We start from the raw sequence: 20,834 nt of genomic DNA on the forward strand, positions 1-20,834 counted from the left end.
CTTCATGGCGTCGGCGAGGAACTTGCCGATCTCGGCATCGCCGTTGGCCGAAATGGTGCCGACCTGGGCGATCTCCTCGTTCGAGGTGACCTTCTTCGAGTTCTTCTGGAGGTCGGCGACCACGGCTTCCACCGCCATGTCGATACCGCGCTTCAGGTCCATCGGGTTCATACCGGCGGCGACTGACTTGGCGCCTTCCTTCACGATCGCGGCCGCGAGCACGGTCGCGGTGGTGGTGCCGTCACCGGCCGCGTCAGCGGACTTGGAGGCGACTTCGCGCACCATTTGGGCGCCCATGTTCTCGAACTTGTCCTCGAGCTCGATCTCCTTGGCGACGGCGACGCCGTCCTTGGTGATGCGGGGAGCGCCGAACGACTTCTCGAGCACTACATTGCGGCCTTTCGGACCGAGGGTGACCTTCACCGCGTTGGCAAGGATATCGACGCCGCGCAGCATCCGGTCGCGGGCATCGACGCCGAATTTGAGTTCTTTGGCTGACATGTCTGTCTCCCCTGAGTTGATCTCTGCTCCTCGTCCTGAAGTGCGTGCTCTTGAAGCGGGCGTCTCGAAGAACGAGACAGTTGGCTCTTGGCTCATCTTTCGAGACGCCGGCAGCGCCTGCTCCTCAAGGGAGCGGGCGTACGGCTTAAGCGGCCTTCTTGCTGGCGGAGGTGCCAGTGAGAACACCCATGATGTCGCTCTCCTTCATGATCAACAGCTCCTTGCCGTCGATCTTGACTTCGGTGCCCGACCATTTGCCGAACAGCACGCGGTCGCCGACCTGAAGGTCAATCGGGATCAGCTTGCCGCTCTCGTCGCGGCCGCCGGGGCCGACGGCGATCACTTCGCCCTGCGAGGGCTTTTCCTTGGCCGTGTCGGGAACGATGATGCCGCCAGCGGTCTTCTCTTCGGCGTCGATGCGCTTGACCACGACGCGGTCGTGAAGCGGACGGAATTTCATGCGATCCTCCCTGGCCTTGTGCGCAATCTCGGGATTCGCACCCACAATGAGCAAGTGCTAATCGCAGCTCACTTATACCTGTGACAGTTGGGCGCAAGAGCGTCCGCCTGCGATATTTCGCTGCAAATTGGGTCTCTCGAAGGAGAATGCCCGCGGCGATCGCTGGCGGGCGAAGCAATAGGCCGCCAGCAGTGTCTGTGTCCGATCTGGGCCGTCGCGACTTATTGCACCGCCACACGACTTCGGTGCGGACGGGACTAAACACCTAGGCGGACACGCCATCGTCGCGCACCCCACAAATTCACAGGTACAGACCTAGGAGCGTGGCTGGCCCGAATGATCGTCGCCACCGAGGTCCTCCGCGATCTCCTGCAGCAGCTTCGGTCCCCTGGCGAGCCTGCGGCCAAGTGCGGTGACGAAGGAATCGTAGCGTTCACCTCCCTTGGCGCGCGCGGCTTGCGCGGCCGGCTCCGGCAATGCCGGGGTCGTGGTCAACCAGAACCGGACGAACACGGCAAGCGTCTCGACCGCGATGCCGACGTCGCGCTCAAGCCGGATCATGCGGCGATCGAGCTGGTCGAGGCGCTTCGCGATCACCGCCTCCCGTCGTTCGGCCGCATCCGGGGACAGAAAGGAGGCGATCGCGGCCTCAGCGATCAGCGATTGAGGTTGGTTTCGGCGCGCGGCATAGTCCGTCAGCGCCGTCATAACGGCCGGGTCGAGGTAGACCGAAATCTGGACCTTCTTCTTGCGGACGGTCATGGCGGTCACAGCTCCGTGCCATCGCCGGAGTCCAGCGAGACCTGCCGGGCTACGCCTTGCATGATCCGGGTTATGCGGCTGTTGCGGACGGCCTCATGGTCCGCATCATCGACGGGATCGGCTTCGAACTCGTTCTCGATCGGCGCCCTCCTCTCGACCAGCGTCACGCGGCTGAGCTCGGGCTGCTGGCGGCGTTCGGATCCGGTCGGATCGTCATCTTCGATCGCAGTCATCGGGCCGGCATTGCCGATTTCCGCTTTCGGCTGCAATGGCCGGCCCGTCCAGTCATTCGGCCGCCCCTGGTTGGGAACAGTGAGTGCCGGCACCGGCAGAATGCGTTGCAGGAGGCGCGCGTCGTCGTAATAGCGCGCCTTCTTCGCCCGGATCGGCGAAGCGCCCGCAACCATGACGATCTCGTCCGTCGGTGGCAGTTGCATGACTTCGCCTGGGGTGAGCAGCGGCCGGGCCGTTTCCTGCCGGGAGACCATCAAATGACCAAGCCACGGGTTCAATCGGTGGCCGGCATAGTTCTTCATGGCGCGCATTTCGGTCGCGGTACCCAAGGCATCGGAGACACGCCTGGCGGTGCGCTCGTCGTTGGTGGCGAAGCTGACGCGGACATGGCAGTTGTCGAGGATCGAATTGTTCGGGCCGTACGCCTTCTCGATCTGGTTCAGCGATTGGGCAATCAGGAAGCCCTTCAGTCCATATCCTGCCATGAACGCCAGCGCCGACTCGAAGAAATCCAGCCGCCCCAACGCGGGAAACTCATCGAGCATCAGGAGCAGCCGGTGGCGCTTTGCCTTGGCCTGCAGGTCCTCCGTGAGACGCCGGCCGATCTGGTTGAGGATCAGACGGATCAGCGGCTTGGTCCGGTTGATGTCGGAGGGCGGCACGACGAGGTAGAGGGTCGCCGGTTGCTGGTCGCCCACGACGTCGGTGATGCGCCAATCGCAGCGCCGGGTCACCGCGGCGACGATGGGATCGCGGTAGAGCCCGAGGAACGACATGGCGGTCGACAGCACGCCCGACCGTTCGTTGTCGGACTTGTTGAGCAGCTCGCGCGCTGCGCTAGCGATGACGGGATGTGGACCGGCTTCGCCGAGATGCGCGGTCTTCATCATCGCGACAAGCGTCGATTCGATCGACCGCTTCGGATTAGAGAGGAACACGGCGACGCCCGCCAGCGTCTTGTCCTCTTCGGCATAGAGGACATGGAGGATGGCGCCGACCAGCAGCGCGTGACTGGTCTTCTCCCAATGGTTCCGCTTCTCCAGGCTCCCCTCGGGATCGACCAGGATGTCGGCGATGTTCTGGACGTCGCGGACCTCCCATTCGCCGCGGCGAACCTCGAGCAGCGGATTATACGCCGCTGACTTCGGATTGGTCGGGTCGAACAATAGGACCCGCCCATGTTTTGCGCGGAAGCCCGCGGTCAGCTGCCAGTTCTCGCCCTTGATATCGTGAACGATCGCCGAGCCCGGCCAGGTCAGGAGCGAGGGCACGACCAGGCCGACGCCCTTGCCCGAACGGGTCGGGGCGAAGCACAGCACATGCTCCGGCCCGTCATGACGGAGATAGTCACGCTCGTAGCGGCCGAGCACCACCCCATCGGCGCCAAGGAGCCCGGCCGCCTTCACTTCCCCCGTCTTGGCCCAGCGGGCCGAGCCGTAGGTCTCGACGTTCTTCGCCTCGCGCGCCCGCCAGACCGACATGCCGATGGCGGCAACGATCGAGATGAATCCGCCCGAGGCCGCGATGAACGCGCCGCGCACGAAGATGTCGGGCGCATAGGCGTCGTAGAAGAACCACCACCAGAAAAACGCCGGCGGATAATAGATCGGCCAGCCAACGACGCTGAACCATGGGGTACCCAACTGCCCCTGAAATCCGAGCTGCCAGGCGACATATTCCGTCGCACCCCAGGTCGTCAGAAGCACGATCGCGAGCACGGTCAGGATCTGTCCCCAGAGGATGGTGGTCGCGGACATGGCGTTGGTCCTTTCTGCGCGATCTACAGTCCAAGTCCCCGCTTTCGGCCAAAGCTCCAGTCGATGCCACCGTCGTTGCGTATCGTTCCGGTGACGTGGCGGCCGAGCTGTTTCTCGAGCGAGGGCGTCCAGGGCACGAGCTGGAAGCCGAGTCCGTCGTCGATCATGGCGAAGCGACCGGAGGCGAGCGTGAAGCGCTGGCGGTAGCTGCCGGCGACATGCTCGCCGCTGCCGGCTTGATGGAATGGCTGGCCGGTTCGGGACGCGAGCCTATCACCCAAGGCCTCCAGCTCCCGGCAACGCAAGGTGTCGATCAGGTTGCGCGAGAAGATGATGCGCTGGCCCCGCCGCTCGGCATAACCGCGTTCGAGCAAATGCTCGGCACGCCGCTCCATGGCCTGCCGCACCTCGGCGCCGAAGCCGCCATCCGAAAGCGCGGCCGGCGCGCGAGCGACCGCCTGCCGATCGAGCCAGGTCGCCCCCGATGCCGAGACCTGCGCAGCGAGGTTGAGATCCGACCGGACGGCGAGTGCCACGCGGCGACGTCCTTGCGGGTCGTCGAACTTGCGCAGCTCGACGATCGCGCCCGGCGCGCCGTCGCCGGCGGCGTCGAGATCGGGCAACCTCAAGTGATGGGTTCGCCCGTCCACGCCGTCGACCACGGCATAGGCCGTGCCCTTCAGCTCGTCGTCGAGGCCGCGATCGACCAGCCGGCCGACGATCGGCGCATCGAGGCTTTCAGCCGCGAGCACATAGCTCGCCGCGCCGCGTTCAATGCCGCGTTCGGCTAATGCCCCGTGCATGCGCCTGATGATGTCATCGCGCTCCCCCAGCTCGCGCAGCGTGGTCTCCGCCTGGTCGCTGACCACCCACCGGCCCGGCGCGACCTGATCGGCGAGGCCGAGGGATTCGAGCTTGCGCAAGCGACCGACCTTCAAGGCGTGATATTCGTCCGGCTGCCGGCCCCGATGGGGCGCGAGATCGATGACGCCGGTGGACTGACCGTCGCGCACCAACTGACGGTCCAGCTGGGTCCAGCGTTCGGCCTCGACCTGGCGCTCGAGGTTACGACGGATGCCGAGCTCGGTGCGCGGACCGAGTTCCTGGGTGACCAGATCCTGCGCGCGGGCACGCATTCCCTCCTTGATGTAGTCGCGCGAGATCACGAGGTCCTGGCCGTCATCACCCCGGCCGCGGAGGATGACGTGGACGTGGGGATTGTCGGTGTTCCAGTGATCGACACCGACCCAATCGAGCTTCGTGCCGAGATCCGTCGCCATCTGGTCCATCAGCTCGCAGGCGAAGGATTTAAGGTCCGTCATGTCCACTGCGTCCTCGGGCGACACGATGAAACGGAAGTGATGACGGTCGCCCTCGCACCGCGTGGCGAAGGCACGGCCATCAGCGTCCTCGGTCTGCGGTCCGAACAGGCGCGCCCTGTCCCCATCGCGGGTCACACCCTCACGACGGAGATAATTGAGGTGCGCGGCGAGCGGCGCGGCGCGCGCCGTGTGACGGACGACACGGGTCTTGATCACGGCGAGGCGCGAGCGTCCCGTCAGCAGATGGTTGGCCTGCACGCTGGCGACCCGGCCGCGTCCAAAGCGCGACCGGCTGCCCGGGATGATTCGGCCCGAGCGGGACACCTGCCCGCCGGCCTTCTGGGCCGCCGCAATCGCCTGCGCAATGAAGGGCCGCGCCCGCTGCGAAGCGGATGAGCGGATGCGGCCGGGCCGGATGCGAAACTCCCGATCATCGGCCATCGCCGACCTCGGCAATGTGCGAAAGATCGCAGAACGTCAGAGAGTTGGGTGCGGGGCGCACATTGCGGTCGGCGCGAGCACCTTGCGCGGAAGGCGGAGAACTCCGAACTACACGACGAACCAACCGAGGCGCACATTGCGCCCTTTTATCTCGCAGTCGTCCCGTCGTGCTTTCCCACTGCTCCCGGGTTTCCGCCAACTCCCCTCTAGCGCACCCCAGTGCTCGCCGGTTCACGTAGATGCTCATCGCATGTCTCCGGCTTCCGATTTCGCGATGAACAGGCCAGTCCCCCTGGGAATCATCGACGACAGGACGCCAGCGCCCGACGAAGCGAGAGCGCTGCTCGCGACGAATCCAGCCTGCCGCCGATCTGGAATGCTGTTGCGTTCCGATCGCGCGACGAAGAACGGTGCAGCGGTCCAGGAGAACTGGCCGCCGGACCGGCCAGAAGCGTACCTAATTCCCAGCAAGCTCGCGAGATTCGTGACATAGGCTTGCGTCTCGGCCGGCAAGGAAACACCGGCGAGGTGCTTTTCGTAACGTGCTGGTCCGGCGTTGTATGCTGCAAACGCGCCGGGCATCCCGTAGCGGTCGCTCAGCTCATGCAGATACGCCGTGCCAGCCAGGATATTGTCGCGCGCGTCGTAGGGATCGTTGCCGAGGCTGTACCGATGGCTTAGGTCAGCCCAGGTCCCCGGCATGATTTGCATCAATCCCATTGCGCCCTTCGGCGATTTGGCGCGCACGTCTCCAGCGCTCTCCAGCCGGATGATTGACCTGATCCAGCACACAGGCACCGCGAACCGCTGTGAAGCCTCTGCAATGAAGGGAGCAAATGCATTGTCGCCATGATGGTTCGCCGACTGGACCGTCGATTGCTCCGCTGCGAGAGCGGCACAGCTCCAAACCGTCAGGGCAAAAAGCAGCGTTCGGACAGGCCGAAAACACGCTCCCGACAAATGCAAGCATGCCGTCGTGCTCGCGCCCGTCCAGGGTGAAGCTGCTTCGCGACGGCCGTTCGGCCCCCCTGGACCGCCGCTGCGCGCGACAGCGCCGCGATCCCTGGTCGGGACGGAGGAATGGTCGCGCAACTGATCGAACAGAGAAATGGCAGATCGGAAGCACCAGCAAGGCACGGTCACTCCTCCCACGTCCACACGGGGAGCGCACGGCCGATGACAGCCGACGCAGGCAGAAATCCAAAGTATCGGCCATCCAGAGAGTCGCTTGACTGCCAGTTCATGAGAAAGAGCTCACCGTCGCCGACCACGGCGCATCCTTCCCACTTCGGCAGCGGCCGCCCGCGACCGTCGCGATCCCTCGCCTCGCCCACCGCAATCTCGTCGACAGAAATTGCGAGCCCGCTTCTGCAGACCGTCTGCCCTGGAAGCGCCAGCACCCGCTTGAGCATCGGGACGCCTGCGGGCAGATGCCCATTCAGGTCGAAAAAGGTCGCAAGCGGCTCGGGCGGCCGAACCGCAACCAATTCTGTGACGAAGAAGTCGCCCGCTGGCTCCAGGCGATAGAGTCCGATCGGCACACTGGCCGAAGCATTCCAGATGTAAAGCGGGCTTGGCCCCAGAACGACCGGAGCAACAAGCGTGGCGACACCGCAGACCATCGCGATCAACGTCTTTGAGCCGAACGTCATCGCATGAACCTCTGCCGATGCAGCCAGGCCTGGTGACGCCCCTTTGTGTACGCGCGCGGCAGCTCGTTGACAGAGAGGCGGTTATGAACGTGGTGCCAATAGTCGGGGGCTGCATCCGCCGGATCGATCCCAAGCCCCTCGATAGCGTCGATCAGTTGCAGCACGCGCTCGACCTTGGGCCAGCCCGACAACCGCAGCAAACTCTCACCGCCCGGCTTGACATAGGGGACCGTCGAGCGTCGCTCACCTGGAGCGACCGCGCGCAGAATGTCGATGCGCGAAATGACTGTTCCGAAGTCGCTCGACGTCCAGCGAACGAAGGCGAAGATGCTGCCCGGAGCAAATGACAGCACGCGGCGGTGTCGGTCGATCATCTTGTCTTCGACAGCACGGCCGAACCGAATCCGGTTTTCGATGCTCTTTTCGAGCCAAAAGACTTCGACTTGGGTGAGATCGCTCATGCCCGCGCTCCGTGATTCACAAACCCGGGTTTCTGATCGGAAACCTGTCGAGACCGGCCTTCAGCCGGTCATAGTCTCGCGCACCGGTTCCGCGGCCGACAAACGTCAGGCTCTCGTAAGGCGTTGCAGCCATCAGGCGTGAGGTCTTCAAGCCTGCGTCGCGTCCTTCGACGATCTGGGAAGCCGCCCAGATCAGGACGTCCGCATCCCGGATGGTCGCCATGCCATGTTCCGGCACGGCCTCGTCGCGAATGGAGATTGCGCCCGCGCGGAAATCGATCGGCACGATGCGCTTTGTTTTGGCGAGCGAGAACAACGGATAAGCCATCAGATCCTGCGCGTCGCGTGACGCGAGATCGCCGGGCTGCGCCCGAAAGAGCTCAAGCTGGTCGCGCTCGGAGCGATGTGTGCGCCGCATTGTCACTGTCCTCGCGCTGACATCAGCGACGTTCCTGGCCCGCATACGGGCGCAGCGTCGGGTGCTTCTTGGCCGGCAATACAGTCGCTTTGCCCGGATCAGACGTCGACGTTTTGGCGCCGAGGTCGGCCCAGGCTTTCAGGTCGTCCAACGCGTAGACGACGCGTCCGCCGATCTTCCGATACATTGGCCCGGTACCGAAGGTGCGGTGCTTTTCCAGCGTGCGACCGGAGAGACCAAGGTAGCGTGCAGCCTCCGGCGTACGCAGGAAGCGCGGCGGCAGGCCGGCCATTGGATCGGACATTTGAGAACTCCAGGGTGACAGCACGGAGCCGATTTCGGCGCCGGCGTGTGTGCGGTCATCTTGGAGAAGCGCGATGTCGGAGGGGGATGCCGAAGATTGAGGGGACGATTTTCGATACCCCAGGCGGGTTATGCTATTTGCCTGTGCGCCCGCGTCGCAGAATTTGGCGATAACCGCCGCGCACCAGTGCGAGGCCGGTTTGCACCAGGCGGACGGTCCGGTTGCGCAGATCGTGTGTCTTCCAGGCACGGTCGGGGATACGCTTCCTGCCGAACAATGCTTCTGCGATGATGCGATACGTGCCGCCGTCCCCACGCGCATCGAGCGCGCGAAGAGCCGCGCTCAACCGTTCGCGTCGCTGTTTGGATAACTCGTGAAAGGCAGGACCTGGCGCACGCCCGCTCATGGTTCGCCACAGCCGTCGCGCAGCGTACGCCCGCGCGTCGAAGTCGCCGTCGAACGACAACTCGACGACGTAGTGGGCAGCTACGCTTGGCGCTTCTCTTGACCAAACGCGGTGTTCCACCGCGCCGATGCGCAGCACCGCATGCCAGCCGTCGGCTGCACGGCGAACCTTGCCAGCTGCGAGATCAATCAACGGATGAGACGCTGCGTCACGGTCAATGGACGACGTCATTGCGATCGGAACGACGGTCGGCAGAACCTCGGGCGCCCAAAAGATCGTCTGCTCCGTAAACGACCTCAGCGGGTCATGGGCGAAAGCAGATGCCCCATTTCCTCCTAAACTCGGGTGTCACCTCGCCATCCGGGCTGTTGGCGATCATTGCTTCGTACTCGCGTCTATAGTTCACGTTGCGACGAAGACATTCCCAAGCGATGTCGGTGATCTCTGTATCCCGAAGACTCTTATAGGATTCCGGCGACCGCCAGTCGAACTCAGGCATTGCTTCCACCCGCATGCACGCAGCTAACAAGGATTGCGGTGCAATAATCGTGAACGGGCGAGTTGCAGGAAGTCCCTAGTTTGGCACCACGTGGTGCTCCCGGATGACCACGCTTCGGCGGGAGAAGGCGATTTCTCAAGGAATGCCTTGGTCAATGGATTTCTTCTAGTTCAACCCAGTGCCACGCAACAGACGTCCATGTTCGGTCATCCACTTCGCGCGCGCGAGGTGACTCTGGTATGCGTTGCGCGCCCGGTCCGGCTCACACTCCGGATCGATATGCAGGACGATTCGAGCGACTTCCCGCCAGTCTGCACCCTCACCCTCGGCTTGTAGAAGGCGAATGTACGTCACAACGTGCTCCTCATCGTAAGATGTCGGCACTGGCCCGGCGGGAGCCAGGTCTGCCACGTTAGGATCGAGCGGAGGGATCTGCATGATCTTACGGTCGCGGAGTTTACTGTCTAAGGATTCATAGGGCCGCACTTTGTTAAGTATATCGAGGTGCAATATACTGAACAAGCGGCATCTTTGCCCGCATGGATTTGCGGGAGACATTCGCCACTAACTTGCGTCGTCTACGCAATGCGAGGGGATGGTCTCAAGACGAACTTGCTTTGGAGGCTGAGATAAGCCGGAGCTATCTGAGCCAGCTTGAGAAGGGCGTATACTACGTCAGCATAAAGGTCATTGGTCGCCTTGCCGATAAGCTCGATGTCGAGCCTGATGAGTTCCTAAAACGGACGGCAAAGAGAGGTCGCGCTAAATAGGCGTGGCCCAACTCGCGAACCGAGCCAAAGACTCGGCGAGCGCCGGTCGCAAGTGCGCGTAGTCACCGCCGATCCGGCTGCGTACCCCCCATGCCAGCCGTCGGCTGCGCGCCGAACCTGGCCAGCTGCGAGATCAATCAACGGATGAGACGCTGCGTCACTGCCAATGGGCGACGCGGTCATTTCGATCGGAACGACGGTCGGCAGAACCTTGGGCGCCCAAAAGACCGTCTGTTGCTTGAATGACCTCAACAGGTCATGGGCGAAAGCAGATGCCCCATCTCCTCTTGAATTCGGGCGTCACTTCGTCATCCGGGCCGTTGGCGATCATCGCTTCGTAGTCGCGTCGGTAGTCCATGCTGCGACAAAGACATTCCCAGGCGATGTCGGTGATTTCGGCGTCCTGTAGGCTTTTGTAGGATTCCGGCGACCGCCAGTCGAAGTCAGGCATTGCGTTCGTCTCATTGCACGCAACTAACATGGATTGTGGTACAATAGTTGTGATCGAATGGGTTGCGGGAAGCCCCTAGTTTGGCTCCACGTGGTGCTGCCGAATGACACGTGTTGGCTGAAGAAGCCGATTTCCGAATGGATGTTTGGTCGATGGGCTTCTTCTAATTCGACCGCGTGCCCCGTAGGAGACGCCCCTGTTCGGTCATCCACTTAGCGCGCGCAAGATGACTCTGGTATGCGTTCCGCGCGCGTTCCGGCTCACGCTCTGGGTCGACGTGCAGCACTATTCGAGCGACTTCCCGCCAGTCCGCGCCCTCGCTGTCGGCCTGCAGGAGGCGGATGTACGTTACAACATGCTGCTCATCGTAAGATGTCAGCGCTGGCCCGGCTGGGGCTAAGTCAGCTGTATCGGGATCGAGCGGCGGTGTTTGCATAAATCCTTCCAAAAGCTTGCGCTGTGGCCCCAATAGTTTGGACCGAGTGTCGTTAAAAGCTGCCCCCTAGTTACATTCAGCCAGCCGACGCCAGAGCACCCGGCGGGAACTGCACAGCAGTATAGCCTCATTCTTTTGTCGAAAATACTCCGTGGTGAAATACTCTGCAAGACGATGCCCTCCCGGGCATGAACATCCGCGAAGTACTGGCTCTCAATCTGAGAAAACTCCGCCAGGCAAAGAGCCTGTCGCAAGAGGAGCTGGCACACCGCGCGGATGTTGATCGGACCTACATTAGCGCTCTAGAACGAAGTCTCTACGCAGCCAGTATCGATGTTGTCGATAACTTGGCCCAAGTATTGGGCGTTGAGGCGGCGGATCTTCTTAAGCGTCCTTTGCCGTCGAAAAAGGGCCGCGGTTGATAGAGGCCTAAGGTCTGAAAGATGTAACGCCGTGATATGCCGCGAGCCGGGCCGGAGGCCCGGCGAGCGCCGGACGCGGACACGCGTCGCCGCCGATCCGACAAGTCGGATCGGCGGCGGCGCATCATGGATCGAGCGAAGCCGCGCAACCGGCGCCCGGTTACGCGGCCAGTTCTTCAGATTGCGCCCTCCATCAAGCGCCTTGCTTTGCCTTCCAGCTCAAGGCGCTTGTCCTGATGGACCTTGCTGCGAGCAAACGCAGTAATGCCCGTACGAAATCGAACATGCTTTCCGGCTTGCGATTTTCCTCGCCCAGAACGGTTTCGATGATTTTCGAGGCCTCGGATTTGGATGCTCTTCCTGCCTTCCCGCAAAGCGGCAACATAGATGGAAAAGGCCCCGCCTCGGAAGAGGCGGGGCCGATGACCCCTATGGGATCAGTCGCCGTTGCGGCGCGACCAGATCAGGGTGAAGCCCTCGTCGCCGTCGACCTTCACCAGCGAGGCGTAGATCGGGGCCGGGAAGCTCGGATCGTCGAGCTTGACCGAGAGGTATTCGCGATCGCTGTCGCGGGCGGTCTTCTTCCAGGCGGCGCCGAACTCGGTCACACCGGCGAAGATGCGATAATCAGGCGCCTTGTCGTTGTCCTTCTCGGATGCGGCAAACCGTGCCTTGATGTTCAGCGTCAGCGTCTTGATGAAGCCGACGTAGCCGTTGTCCGAAGCGGTGAAGGTGCCGATAGTAGCCATAGTACTCTCCGTTGGTTGCTCGGGCCGCGCCCATCGCGGCCTCGATGGCGATCCCTGGCCCGGGGAGCGATCGGCCCGCAGCCGTCAGGCCCGCAGCGCCAGCGGAGGACGGCGACAAGCCTGCTTTTTTGTCTCCCGCGAGGAATGCCGCCCACTTCGCGGCAGGGGAAAAAAGCAGGCGTAGCCGTTGCGGGAAGGCGATCGAGGCCTTGGCCGTCCCTCGGGCCTGATCAGCCCATTCGAGGTTGCGTTGGACGCGCGCCATGAACGAACTGACGAAGACAACCATGGCGGCCGACACCGACACAGCACAAGGACTCAGGCTGGAGATCGGACATATGCTGACGGTGACGCATTAACGGCAAGGAAGGCGCACCTGGGAAAACGCCAGCGAACCCAATCGCATCCGCAGCGTACGGGATCGAAGGCAAAGGCGGAGTTGGTCGCCAGAAAGCGATCTCGATATTCGCAGTCATCACACGAACAAGGCATCCGACCTCAATGCTGCTGATTGACCAGCGCGACACTGCATTCCTTGGCCTGCCGCGTACCTATGCGGAACTTCGCGGGGTTGTCGCCGGGTCGCAGTGACGGTGCCGCAAGGGCCGCGGGCGACAGCGCCGTCGTGGGAACGTGTCGTTCGCATGTTCTTTCGATCTGGCCGTCTTCAAACTCCAGGGGAGTAGCTGCTCTGGAGATGACGCCTTCGAAAGAGCAGCGCACCTGCGGCACGCTCGGCATCGCCGGCCAATGGCCTATTCCAGCAGGGACTGGATCGCCAGATTGGCATGCGGAGCAGCCAGTGAATAATTTTCACAAAAATAACAATTTTTGAGTATTTTTCATGGAATGCTCAGACTCTAGTGATTTTGGAGCTTTCAGCGAAGAAAATTCAGGAATTGAGAGTATTTTTCATGAGATCTAGCAAAAACGCACGATTTTCAGGGCAAGTGAGCGTTTTTCATGACCGGCGGCTCCCCGAGACAGCGATTCCGGTCGGCTACGCCGCCCTGATCGACGCCTATGATCTGCCCATCCCGGTTCCCCGGACGCTTTCGGCGATCGGCACCAAGCATCGCATTATTGAAAAGGACCACTGGCACATCTATACGCCGCGCCACGCGCCCGAGGCCTCGCTTGAGGGGCATCTGACCTTTGCGCTCAAATACGAAGGCTTGGATCTCGCCCTCCTCAAGCGGCTTTTCCTCGCCGTCAAGGACGAAGACGTCGCCGAGATTGTGCGGCAGAAGCCTACAGGGGTCTACACGCGCCGCATCTGGTTCTTGTACGAATGGCTGCTCGGCCATGAGCTGAGGTTGCCTGCCGCAGACAAGGTCTCGTATGTGGATGCTGTCGACACCGACATCCAGTTCGCAGGTGCGCCGCAGAATTCGGCCCGGCATCGTGTCCGCAACAACCTTCCCGGCACGCCGGAATTTTGTCCGCTCGTCTTCAAGACATCTGCGCTGAACGAATTCATCGCGCAGGACTGGAAAGATCGCGCGCGCGCCGTCGTGAGCCAAGTGCCGAAGGATCTGCTCGCCCGCACGGCCGCCTTCCTTCTGCTGAAGGACTCGAAGTCCAGCTACGTGATAGAAGGCGAAAGGCCGCCGCAGGATCGAATCCAGCGATGGGGCCGCGCTATTGGCGAAGCTGGTCGCGCACCGCTCGACGAGCAGGAGTTTCATCGCCTGCAGCGCCTCCTGATCGGGGACGAGCGTTTCGTCAAGCTCGGCTTCCGCAAGGATGGCGGCTTCGTCGGCGAGCACGACCGCGACACGCAACGCCCGATTCCGGACCATATCAGCGCGCGGCATGAAGACATCGCATCGCTCATGGCCGGATTGATCGCGTTCGACCACAGCGCCGAGAATGACCTCGATGCCGTTATCGCGGCGGCCGTGCTCGCATTCGGGTTCATCTATATCCACCCATTTGAGGACGGCAACGGGCGCATTCATCGCTATCTGATGCATCATGTTCTCGCACGTCGGGGGTTCAACCCGGCGGGCGTGCATTTTCCTGTGTCCTCGGCCATCCTCGATCGGATCGCCGAGTACAAGAGCGTGCTTGGGAGCTATTCGGGCAGGCTGCTTTCCTGCATCCAGTGGGAGGCAACGCCAATGGGCAACGTCAGGGTTCTCAACGATACCGCAGATTTCTACCGATTCTTCGATGCGACACCACACGCGGAGTTTCTGTACGCCTGCGTGCGTCAGACGATTGAGCGGGATCTTCCGAACGAAACCAACTTCCTTGTCAGCTTCGATATGTTCCGCGCCGGCATCGAGAACATGATCGACATGCCGGAGCGGACACTGAACAATCTATTCGGCTTCCTCAGACAAAGTCAGGGCAAGCTGTCGAAGCGCGCAAGAGAGGATGAATTCGCTGCGCTTACGGAGGACGAGGTCTCAAAGATAGAACAACTATATGCAGATTCGTTCGGCCAAACCGGAGAGTAACTGATGGCACATCAGATTAGATTCGAAGGCGCGGCTTGCGAAGAATATCTCTATCCAGCTCGACATCTCGATCCAGGCGACTCTCGATCTGGCGCTGGCAAAGGAAGACACTCGTCCACCGAGTCGAGGCGGTATCTCGTGGAGCCAATCATAACTGCAGCGAAGAATGAGAGGGTCACGAGAGCAAAGGTCAGCCAGAAAAGCACCGAGCCCAATAACCTTGAGGATTAATCCAAGGGCCAGCATGGTGGTGGTCTCGCACTCAAAGATGACCGATTATGCCTTCCACCATACGGCGCATTTCGACACATAGATCCAAACGCGAGACAAGAACCATTTCGCATGAAGTTCGCTTCGATGAGCGGGCTATCGACCTCTCGCGTTGCTTGCGCGAACCGATTTTCGGCAAGAGTCGAGTAAGACGGCGCTCACGCGCCGTCCTTGCCGAATTTCCAGACCGGAATCCCGAGTTTCTTCGCCTTGTCGGCGAGGTTATCCTGTATGCCGGTCCCCGGAAAGCACATGATTCCCATCGGCATGACTGCCAGCATGGCGTCGTTGCGTTTGAACGGTGCAGCCTTGGCATGCTTCGTCCAGTCCGGTTTGAAGGTGATCTGCGACACCCTGCGATTGCTGGCCCATTTTGCGGCGATCAATTCAGCCCCCTTCGGCGAGCCGCCGTGAAGCAGCACCATGTCGGGATACTTCGCGTGGACCTTGTCGAGCCGGCCCCAGACGAGCGAAACGTCGTTGAAATCGAGTCCGCCGGTAAGGGCGATCTTGGGCCCCGATGGCAGCATCGCCAGGGTTTCTGCGCGATGCTTGGCGGCTAGGAAGTCGCGGCTGTCGATCATCGCGGCAGTGGGCGTGCGATGGCTGACCAGTGATCCGGCGCGAGGCCGCCAGGGCGAGCCAGTGTGAAGCTCAAATTGCTCAGTAGCCAGGTCGCGGAACAGCTCCATGGCGTTGCGGCGTTCGACCAGTGAAATGCCGTCGGCGGTCAACCTTTCGAGCTCAACAGATCGCACTTCCGAGCCGTTCTGCTCGCGTTGGCTCCTCTGCTGCGCCTGCTCATTGTCGTCGAGCCCGTGCTCGATACGGCCCACCGCGCGATGTAAGAGATTGACGGTCGACCAGAGCAGGCCTTCCAGATCGGGCTCAAGTCGGGTGTCGCTTAAAGTTGCCACGAAGGCGTCGAAGATATCGGCGACGGCGCCTGCGATCGCTTTACCTTCGGGCAACGGCCTTGGGTCGGGCTCGCCGTGGAACGGACGGTACCCGTAAAGCTGAAGTTCACTAAGAATGCGGTCGGTCGGTGATGAGTTATGTCGGGGTTCGAACTCGATGTCGTCATGGTCGGTCGTCATGGTGAGAGGTCCTTTGCCGGATCGGCCGCACCCATCGCGGCCTTCGCAGCGATCACCAGACGGCACGCGGACCGAGCCAGAACCCCGAGGCCTAAGCCGAGGGCGCCGAAGCGGAGCGGAGGATGGCCAAAACCCGGCTATTTTGCTTCGCGATGCAAAGGCCCGCAGGGCCGGCGGAAAATAGCCGGGCGCGGCCATTGCCGGGTCGGTGCGCTTGCTGTCCGATCGCCCTCTAGAAGGCCGGGGGCGACCGCTTCCAGCGACACCGAGCTTGAGCCGATCGGCATGAAGGTATCGGGACCGAACTCGCCGCCGCTATCCCGGCTTGCTCGCAGCTAAAGACAAGAAGCGGACGGCGTCCTCTGGAACGAGTTGCTCGCACAACGTTGTTCGAAATTCCACGGCAGCCATGGCGCGTAGATCATCGTTGAAATCGTCGAGCCTCGGCGACAAAGTGAGCGCTTCAATGCCTGCGGCCTCGGCGCGGGTCGTCAGGCTCGTCGCCGCGACCCTTCCGGCCGCATCCGCATCGCGAGCGATATAGAGTCGCCGCAGCGACGGCGGGAGGAGGATGCCGGCAAGGTGATTGGCCGAAAGGGCTGCCACCATCGGCATGGTCGGCAATACGCAGCGAAGCGACAGCATGGTCTCGATCCCCTCGCCCGCTACCAGGACGTCATCAACCGCTCCAAAGCGCACTGCGTTGCCCAAGAGATTGCCCAATGCGCGCCGCGGCGTATCGACGAGTGCCAAGCTGCGCCCCGAGGGATGAAGCCAGGTGCGGTGTACGCCTGTGATTTGTCCCTTGAGATCGGTCACTCGGGCAATCATCGCCGGGCCGACCTCGATCTGCGAGTCTTCGTTGGGCCGATAATAGCATCGCGCATGGAAACGGAGCGCGCCTTCGTCATGGACGGGTTCGATACCGCGTTCTCGCAAATAGAGTTGGGCGATGGTCCGACCAATCGGCTGCGACTTGGCAAACAGACAACGAGCAGCCTCCGCGGATCTGGCTCGGATCGCCCCGCGACCAGGAATCGATGTCGGTTGGGGATTGGGCCTCGGCATACCGAGAAATCGTCGCGCCTCTTTCGCCACATCACGAAAATGAACCAATCCGCAGCTTTGCCGAATGATGTCGAGAAGGTCACCATGCTCTCCGGTGGCGGCATCCGTCCACTTGCCTGCAAGTCCCTGGAGCGTTTCGTTCAACCGTACGAACAGGGATCGACCGGGAGTGTTTCTGCAGTCTCCCACCACCCAATAACGTCCTTGGCGTCGGCCATTGGAGAGATAGTGTCGACAAACCGCCTCGGCATCACGCGACAGGCGATGCGCCAGCTCGGAAGCATCAGGCAACCTTCTATCTTCGGAAATATCACCGGAGCGAAACGGCTTTGCTCTTTCGGAAGTCTCTGTCATCTGAGTTCACCACGACGAGCGACCGAGAGCCTCTCTCTCGGCCTCCAACCCGTCATGGCGGTTCTCGCGCGCCTCTTCCTCTCGTCCGTCAGCAGGGCCTCATGACGCCACCTCCTCATTCGCGACGGCCTGGCTGGTCGATGGGACCGCCGTGATTTCAGGAAGGAAGCCGAGCAGATAGTCAGCGGCCTTGCTCGCCTGCGACGCTGCTCGCAGAATCGCGCGGTTATCCTCACGCAGAACCTCGAGCCACGAACCGATATAATCAGCGTGCCGCACGGTGGGCGCGATGCCAAGTGATGTGCAGCAGAATGCGGCGCAGAGTTCGGCGATCAATTCCTCGAAGGCGTATCTCTTGGTGTCAAAGGAACCGCCAAGGTCGCGATCGAGGCGGGAAGCATGGCCGCTAGCGTGGCCAAGCTCATGGAGCGCCGTGCGGTGCCAGTTGATCGGCTCGAAAAAGGCCGCTGGCGGCGGCACCTGGACGTAGTCCTCCACCGGTGCATAGAACGCTCGAGTGCCTCCGATGCGAAAATCGATACCACTCGCTCTGATCAACGCCTCGACCGTCGGCTCGATCATGCCAGATCGCCACGGCGGTGCCGTGGTCGCAATTTCCGCTGGGAGTACGCATTGATCGGTATTGAAGACGGTAAAGCGCTTCAGGAATGGAACAGCGTGCGCCTCCTCGCCGGTCTCGGACACACGGCGCTTTTCATCAGATGGTACGAAGCGATCGGCATAAACGACAGTAGTACCCTGCTCGCCTTTGCGGACATGGCCACCGATTGCAAGCGCCTGACGATAGGTCAGCCAGCGTTGGCTTGAAAATCGGCGATCCCGGGCTGCACTCCAGAGTATTAGTATATTAACTCCGCTATAGGGACGATGTGACGCGGCATTCTCGGGCATGGCTAGCGGCGCCGTCCCAGCCGCAGCGTCCCAAGGCTGAACCCAGGGTACATGGCCGGCCTCCAGTTCGGCGATGATTCTGTTGGTAATTTCGTCATGCAGGCTCACCCGGTTCTGGCTGGCGCGCACCGAGGGATGATATTTGGACATTGCGGGTCTCCGCGACGGGCGCCGCGAGCCTCTCTCGCAACATTCAACCCGTCACGGCCTCCAGCGACCGCACTCTCCCTCTCTATGTTCGTTTTCGCGCTTGCGCGGCGCAGGTTGGTGTCTCCGGTGCCTCCATCGCGTCAGGGATGGAAGCCCGAAGGGTGAAAACCGGGCGAAGCCCGGGGTTTCAGCGCAGCCGACAGCCCGGCCCGAAAGGGCGACGCCCAGCCGGACCGACACAAGAGGACTCATCGTCAGTCAGTCTGCAGTACGTAGCGATCGGTACTCATGCTCTGCCCATCATTCCAATCGGTCCCCCGAGAAGGATCTCCTCGATCGGAGCAGCTACCGTCAGACGGCCCCGCCATTCCGACAAAAGAGGGCTTGTTAAGGGCCCCAAACGTCGGATCAGCGATAGGACTTGTCGGAATTCGAACTGACGGCCCGCAAGAATCATATGCCTCTCAACGAGCGGATTATCCCCGCGCGCCGCCGAAATTTCTCTCGACGAATTGCCATCGAGCATTTTTCAGGACCTCAAGCAGGGCCTCAATGACTTGAGGCACCGCTGAATACTGGCTCAATCGATGCCCGGCACTTTTTCGCACTCTAGGCCCGCCGATTACCGCACCAATTGTTGATGGCTCTTTTCCTCGCAGCCTTCTCGTGCTCCGAGAGAGCATCCATGTGACTGGAGGGCAGCATGCCAGAAAGCCACAAGGGAGCGGCGAATTTGACTTTGAATATCCGGTTTCGTGCTTTCCGAGGCGTCGCACGAATAAGGACCCTCTCCAGGGATGATGACGCCATTCTACTGAATTCGGCACCGAGATCGTTGCAGCATTGACGCGCGAGCTAACGCCTATGACATCCCGCTCCGCTCTTCCTGCTCGTTATCCGCTCATCGGCGCCTGGCCTGCACTCATGCGTGCCGACATGGCCGCCGCCTATTTGGATTTCGCAAATAGCCATGAACTCGCGCGAGCCGTAGGCCGCGGCGAGGCGCCGCCTCCAATCGGCTATCGTGGAATTGGGCGGGCGCGGCAACCGGTCTGGTCAAGGGCCGCGATTGATGATTTTGCCGCGCCCCGTAGAACTACCAATTTGGACAGATCAGAAGGCGAGGATTTGGCCTCCCTGGCAAGACGTTAAGGTCGCGCTGCAATGAAGCTTCCGCGCTACTGCAGGCTAAAGTCATTGAAGAATGGTCGACGCGGATATTTCTTCGAGCCGCCAACGTGGGCTCGCAATGAAGGCTGCCCTGTCACAGCTGAAGCACTGGGAGAAGACTATGCAACCGCTCTCAACAGAACCAAGAATATTCTGCTGCCTGCCTTCGACAGCTGGCGTTCGGGCGGATTGACCGACATGGTCCCGGCGTCTCCCGTGCCTGGCACTTTTGATTGGCTTGTCGGCGTTTTCAAAGCCAACCACCGATGGCGTGAAATCGATTTCAAGACCCAACGCTTATACGACCAAGGCCTGGCGCTATTCGCCAACCACGAATTGAACGACGGTAGCCGCGCGGGCTCGAAACAGATTGCTGATTTTTCCAAAGCATTTGTCGATGCGGTTTATGCAAATCTGCTCGTCGTTCAATACAAGGACGCGGATGGAAACATCGTCAAGCGCGAACGTCGGCGTTTCGCAAACGCTGCCATGACCGCATGCAGGCGCGCCTGGTTCGTTGGTCAGCGCGCCCAGGAAACGAAAGTGCCAGCCATCAACCCATTCTCGCGGATGGGCTTAAAATCGCGGGCCCCTGGTCAGGCCGTGCGAGAGACGCCTACCGCGACCTGGGAAGAGCTTGTCGCCTTCAGGCAAGCCGCAAAGAGACTGGGGTACCACTCGATCGCAACTGCTGCATTGCTGACCTGGGAGTGGCTGCAGCGCGAGGAACATATATTCGGAGTCTTCGAAATCGAGCACTATCGACCGAAAGAACGCCCCAACAGCGTGAGGATTATGCACCCAAAGAATGGCGAAGAAGCCTGGTGGCCTTTGGTCGATGAGAACAGTGTGCTGCTCTTCCCCGAGCTGATGGCGGAGCTTGATGCTCTCAAAGACTCAGTCGCTTCAGGACTGGCGTTTCGCCGTGATCATGCCCATCGCAGGTCGCCTACTCCTCTGCCGTGGATCACCGAGCGCAAGGATCTGCGCTACCTTCGGCATGTTGTTAAAAAGATAATCATAGCAGCGGGACTTCGGAACGAGCTCTCATTTACGTCCTTTCGCCACGGCGGCTTCACCGAAGGCGCAGACAGCGATCTTACCGACGCTGAACTGCGTGCCGCCGGCCGACATCGCTCGAGACTACAACTACCCACCTACGCCAAACGCACGCGGAAGCAATTGATCGTGGCCGCCAAGAAGCGCCGCGAGGAGCGAGCCAGGACGACCCTCTTGTCAGAAGGCGTGCTCGCTCCTCATTCTTAAATCGTTTCGAGCAATCGACACGCTTGATTCTCAAAAC

Annotated in this window: 22 protein-coding genes and 2 pseudogenes; 4 read left to right on the plus strand and 20 right to left on the minus strand. The window is 61.4% G+C overall.

All coding sequences use genetic code 11. From position 1 onward, the window contains the following. The 13 genes and pseudogenes from ACZBJS_RS25430 to ACZBJS_RS25490 form a co-directional block, all read right to left on the minus strand. The coding region (locus tag ACZBJS_RS25430) for a TCP-1/cpn60 chaperonin family protein (protein ID WP_463439407.1) at positions 1 to 501 on the minus strand (501 nt) is incomplete at its 3' end. 145 nt (positions 502 to 646) lie between these two features. Next, a complete protein-coding gene (locus ACZBJS_RS25435; protein WP_141341691.1) occupies positions 647 to 961 on the minus strand; it encodes a co-chaperone GroES in 315 nt (104 codons plus the stop codon). A 315-nt stretch (positions 962 to 1,276) separates the two neighbouring features. After that, complete coding sequence (locus ACZBJS_RS25440; protein WP_463439408.1) at positions 1,277 to 1,723, minus strand: CopG family transcriptional regulator; 447 nt, start codon at positions 1,721 to 1,723, stop codon at positions 1,277 to 1,279. A 5-nt stretch (positions 1,724 to 1,728) separates the two neighbouring features. After that, positions 1,729 to 3,714: a conjugal transfer protein TraG gene (locus ACZBJS_RS25445; protein ID WP_463439409.1), complete on the minus strand. Its 1,986-nt coding sequence runs from the start codon at positions 3,712 to 3,714 to the stop codon at positions 1,729 to 1,731. A gap of 23 nt (positions 3,715 to 3,737) precedes the next feature. Then, entirely contained in the window at positions 3,738 to 5,477 is a 1,740-nt protein-coding gene (locus ACZBJS_RS25450) for a relaxase/mobilization nuclease domain-containing protein (RefSeq protein WP_463439410.1), read from the minus strand. A gap of 243 nt (positions 5,478 to 5,720) precedes the next feature. Continuing rightward, positions 5,721 to 6,275, minus strand: coding sequence for a lytic transglycosylase domain-containing protein (locus ACZBJS_RS25455; RefSeq protein ID WP_430641107.1), 555 nt, complete (start codon positions 6,273 to 6,275; stop codon positions 5,721 to 5,723). Between the two features lie 341 nt (positions 6,276 to 6,616). Then, a complete protein-coding gene (locus ACZBJS_RS25460) occupies positions 6,617 to 7,129 on the minus strand; it encodes a S26 family signal peptidase (RefSeq protein WP_316396861.1) in 513 nt (170 codons plus the stop codon). After that, the gene (locus ACZBJS_RS25465; protein ID WP_463439411.1) at positions 7,126 to 7,590 is read right to left on the minus strand and encodes a DUF2840 domain-containing protein; all 465 of its coding nucleotides are present in this window, start codon (positions 7,588 to 7,590) and stop codon (positions 7,126 to 7,128) included. Before ACZBJS_RS25465 ends, ACZBJS_RS25460 begins: the two co-directional genes overlap by 4 nt. 43 nt (positions 7,591 to 7,633) lie before the next feature. Beyond that, positions 7,634 to 8,008: pseudogene (locus tag ACZBJS_RS25470) on the minus strand (replication initiator protein A); the annotation flags it as partial. Positions 8,009 to 8,030: 22 nt separating this feature from the next. Further along, positions 8,031 to 8,312 (minus strand): helix-turn-helix transcriptional regulator, encoded by a 282-nt coding sequence (locus ACZBJS_RS25475; protein ID WP_212061060.1) that lies wholly within the window; start codon positions 8,310 to 8,312, stop codon positions 8,031 to 8,033. A gap of 133 nt (positions 8,313 to 8,445) precedes the next feature. After that, positions 8,446 to 8,949: a DUF2285 domain-containing protein gene (locus ACZBJS_RS25480; protein WP_316396859.1), complete on the minus strand. Its 504-nt coding sequence runs from the start codon at positions 8,947 to 8,949 to the stop codon at positions 8,446 to 8,448. Positions 8,950 to 9,022: 73 nt separating this feature from the next. Continuing rightward, complete coding sequence (locus ACZBJS_RS25485; RefSeq protein WP_463439412.1) at positions 9,023 to 9,232, minus strand: transcriptional regulator domain-containing protein; 210 nt, start codon at positions 9,230 to 9,232, stop codon at positions 9,023 to 9,025. 150 nt (positions 9,233 to 9,382) lie between these two features. After that, the gene (locus tag ACZBJS_RS25490; RefSeq protein WP_253641008.1) at positions 9,383 to 9,655 is read right to left on the minus strand and encodes a DUF2285 domain-containing protein; all 273 of its coding nucleotides are present in this window, start codon (positions 9,653 to 9,655) and stop codon (positions 9,383 to 9,385) included. A 101-nt stretch (positions 9,656 to 9,756) separates the two neighbouring features. Here ACZBJS_RS25490 and ACZBJS_RS25495 point away from each other — a divergent pair, with 101 nt between their 5' ends. Further along, entirely contained in the window at positions 9,757 to 9,987 is a 231-nt protein-coding gene (locus tag ACZBJS_RS25495) for a helix-turn-helix domain-containing protein (protein WP_168855976.1), read from the plus strand. A gap of 256 nt (positions 9,988 to 10,243) precedes the next feature. Here ACZBJS_RS25495 and ACZBJS_RS25500 read toward each other — a convergent pair whose 3' ends face one another. Then, complete coding sequence (locus ACZBJS_RS25500; RefSeq protein ID WP_316396857.1) at positions 10,244 to 10,438, minus strand: transcriptional regulator domain-containing protein; 195 nt, start codon at positions 10,436 to 10,438, stop codon at positions 10,244 to 10,246. A gap of 163 nt (positions 10,439 to 10,601) precedes the next feature. Beyond that, positions 10,602 to 10,874, minus strand: coding sequence for a DUF2285 domain-containing protein (locus tag ACZBJS_RS25505; RefSeq protein WP_316396856.1), 273 nt, complete (start codon positions 10,872 to 10,874; stop codon positions 10,602 to 10,604). Between the two features lie 188 nt (positions 10,875 to 11,062). Here ACZBJS_RS25505 and ACZBJS_RS25510 point away from each other — a divergent pair, with 188 nt between their 5' ends. Then, the gene (locus tag ACZBJS_RS25510) at positions 11,063 to 11,296 is read left to right on the plus strand and encodes a helix-turn-helix domain-containing protein (protein WP_092089923.1); all 234 of its coding nucleotides are present in this window, start codon (positions 11,063 to 11,065) and stop codon (positions 11,294 to 11,296) included. 176 nt (positions 11,297 to 11,472) lie between these two features. Here ACZBJS_RS25510 and ACZBJS_RS25515 read toward each other — a convergent pair. Continuing rightward, positions 11,473 to 11,648 (minus strand): annotated as a pseudogene (locus tag ACZBJS_RS25515) (DUF932 domain-containing protein); the annotation flags it as partial. 85 nt (positions 11,649 to 11,733) lie between these two features. Further along, positions 11,734 to 12,045 (minus strand): DUF736 domain-containing protein, encoded by a 312-nt coding sequence (locus tag ACZBJS_RS25520; RefSeq protein ID WP_141341719.1) that lies wholly within the window; start codon positions 12,043 to 12,045, stop codon positions 11,734 to 11,736. A gap of 914 nt (positions 12,046 to 12,959) precedes the next feature. On the opposite strand from ACZBJS_RS25520, the gene ACZBJS_RS25525 reads away from it, so the two are divergent. Then, on the plus strand, positions 12,960 to 14,510 hold the full coding sequence (locus tag ACZBJS_RS25525; RefSeq protein WP_316396855.1) for a Fic family protein: 1,551 nt from the start codon (positions 12,960 to 12,962) through the stop codon (positions 14,508 to 14,510). A 428-nt stretch (positions 14,511 to 14,938) separates the two neighbouring features. Here the strand turns inward: ACZBJS_RS25525 and ACZBJS_RS25530 are convergent, their stop codons facing one another. From ACZBJS_RS25530 to ACZBJS_RS25540, 3 genes are all read right to left on the minus strand, one after another. After that, entirely contained in the window at positions 14,939 to 15,877 is a 939-nt protein-coding gene (locus tag ACZBJS_RS25530; RefSeq protein ID WP_141341725.1) for a DUF2493 domain-containing protein, read from the minus strand. 315 nt (positions 15,878 to 16,192) lie between these two features. Further along, a complete protein-coding gene (locus ACZBJS_RS25535; RefSeq protein ID WP_410469745.1) occupies positions 16,193 to 17,299 on the minus strand; it encodes a DUF7146 domain-containing protein in 1,107 nt (368 codons plus the stop codon). 99 nt (positions 17,300 to 17,398) lie between these two features. Further along, positions 17,399 to 18,361: an ArdC family protein gene (locus ACZBJS_RS25540; RefSeq protein ID WP_463439413.1), complete on the minus strand. Its 963-nt coding sequence runs from the start codon at positions 18,359 to 18,361 to the stop codon at positions 17,399 to 17,401. Positions 18,362 to 19,525: 1,164 nt separating this feature from the next. On the opposite strand from ACZBJS_RS25540, the gene ACZBJS_RS25545 reads away from it, so the two are divergent. Further along, positions 19,526 to 20,797, plus strand: coding sequence for a hypothetical protein (locus tag ACZBJS_RS25545; RefSeq protein ID WP_463439414.1), 1,272 nt, complete (start codon positions 19,526 to 19,528; stop codon positions 20,795 to 20,797). The last annotated feature ends 37 nt before the right edge of the window (positions 20,798 to 20,834 follow it).

The organism is Bradyrhizobium sp. KZN70725 (genome assembly GCF_055264925.1).

Coding starts and splice junctions, on each gene's coding strand:
- ACZBJS_RS25435 (WP_141341691.1), bottom strand. CDS start 961: ATGAAATTCCGTCCGCTTCACGACCGCGTCGTGGTCAAGCGCATCGAC.
- ACZBJS_RS25440 (WP_463439408.1), bottom strand. CDS start 1,723: ATGACCGTCCGCAAGAAGAAGGTCCAGATTTCGGTCTACCTCGACCCG.
- ACZBJS_RS25445 (WP_463439409.1), bottom strand. CDS start 3,714: ATGTCCGCGACCACCATCCTCTGGGGACAGATCCTGACCGTGCTCGCG.
- ACZBJS_RS25450 (WP_463439410.1), bottom strand. CDS start 5,477: ATGGCCGATGATCGGGAGTTTCGCATCCGGCCCGGCCGCATCCGCTCA.
- ACZBJS_RS25460 (WP_316396861.1), bottom strand. CDS start 7,129: ATGACGTTCGGCTCAAAGACGTTGATCGCGATGGTCTGCGGTGTCGCC.
- ACZBJS_RS25465 (WP_463439411.1), bottom strand. CDS start 7,590: ATGAGCGATCTCACCCAAGTCGAAGTCTTTTGGCTCGAAAAGAGCATC.
- ACZBJS_RS25475 (WP_212061060.1), bottom strand. CDS start 8,312: ATGTCCGATCCAATGGCCGGCCTGCCGCCGCGCTTCCTGCGTACGCCG.
- ACZBJS_RS25480 (WP_316396859.1), bottom strand. CDS start 8,949: ATGACGTCGTCCATTGACCGTGACGCAGCGTCTCATCCGTTGATTGAT.
- ACZBJS_RS25485 (WP_463439412.1), bottom strand. CDS start 9,232: ATGCGGGTGGAAGCAATGCCTGAGTTCGACTGGCGGTCGCCGGAATCC.
- ACZBJS_RS25490 (WP_253641008.1), bottom strand. CDS start 9,655: ATGCAGATCCCTCCGCTCGATCCTAACGTGGCAGACCTGGCTCCCGCC.
- ACZBJS_RS25495 (WP_168855976.1), top strand. CDS start 9,757: ATGGATTTGCGGGAGACATTCGCCACTAACTTGCGTCGTCTACGCAAT.
- ACZBJS_RS25500 (WP_316396857.1), bottom strand. CDS start 10,438: ATGCCTGACTTCGACTGGCGGTCGCCGGAATCCTACAAAAGCCTACAG.
- ACZBJS_RS25505 (WP_316396856.1), bottom strand. CDS start 10,874: ATGCAAACACCGCCGCTCGATCCCGATACAGCTGACTTAGCCCCAGCC.
- ACZBJS_RS25510 (WP_092089923.1), top strand. CDS start 11,063: ATGAACATCCGCGAAGTACTGGCTCTCAATCTGAGAAAACTCCGCCAG.
- ACZBJS_RS25520 (WP_141341719.1), bottom strand. CDS start 12,045: ATGGCTACTATCGGCACCTTCACCGCTTCGGACAACGGCTACGTCGGC.
- ACZBJS_RS25525 (WP_316396855.1), top strand. CDS start 12,960: ATGAGATCTAGCAAAAACGCACGATTTTCAGGGCAAGTGAGCGTTTTT.
- ACZBJS_RS25530 (WP_141341725.1), bottom strand. CDS start 15,877: ATGACGACCGACCATGACGACATCGAGTTCGAACCCCGACATAACTCA.
- ACZBJS_RS25535 (WP_410469745.1), bottom strand. CDS start 17,299: ATGACAGAGACTTCCGAAAGAGCAAAGCCGTTTCGCTCCGGTGATATT.
- ACZBJS_RS25540 (WP_463439413.1), bottom strand. CDS start 18,361: ATGTCCAAATATCATCCCTCGGTGCGCGCCAGCCAGAACCGGGTGAGC.
- ACZBJS_RS25545 (WP_463439414.1), top strand. CDS start 19,526: ATGAAGCTTCCGCGCTACTGCAGGCTAAAGTCATTGAAGAATGGTCGA.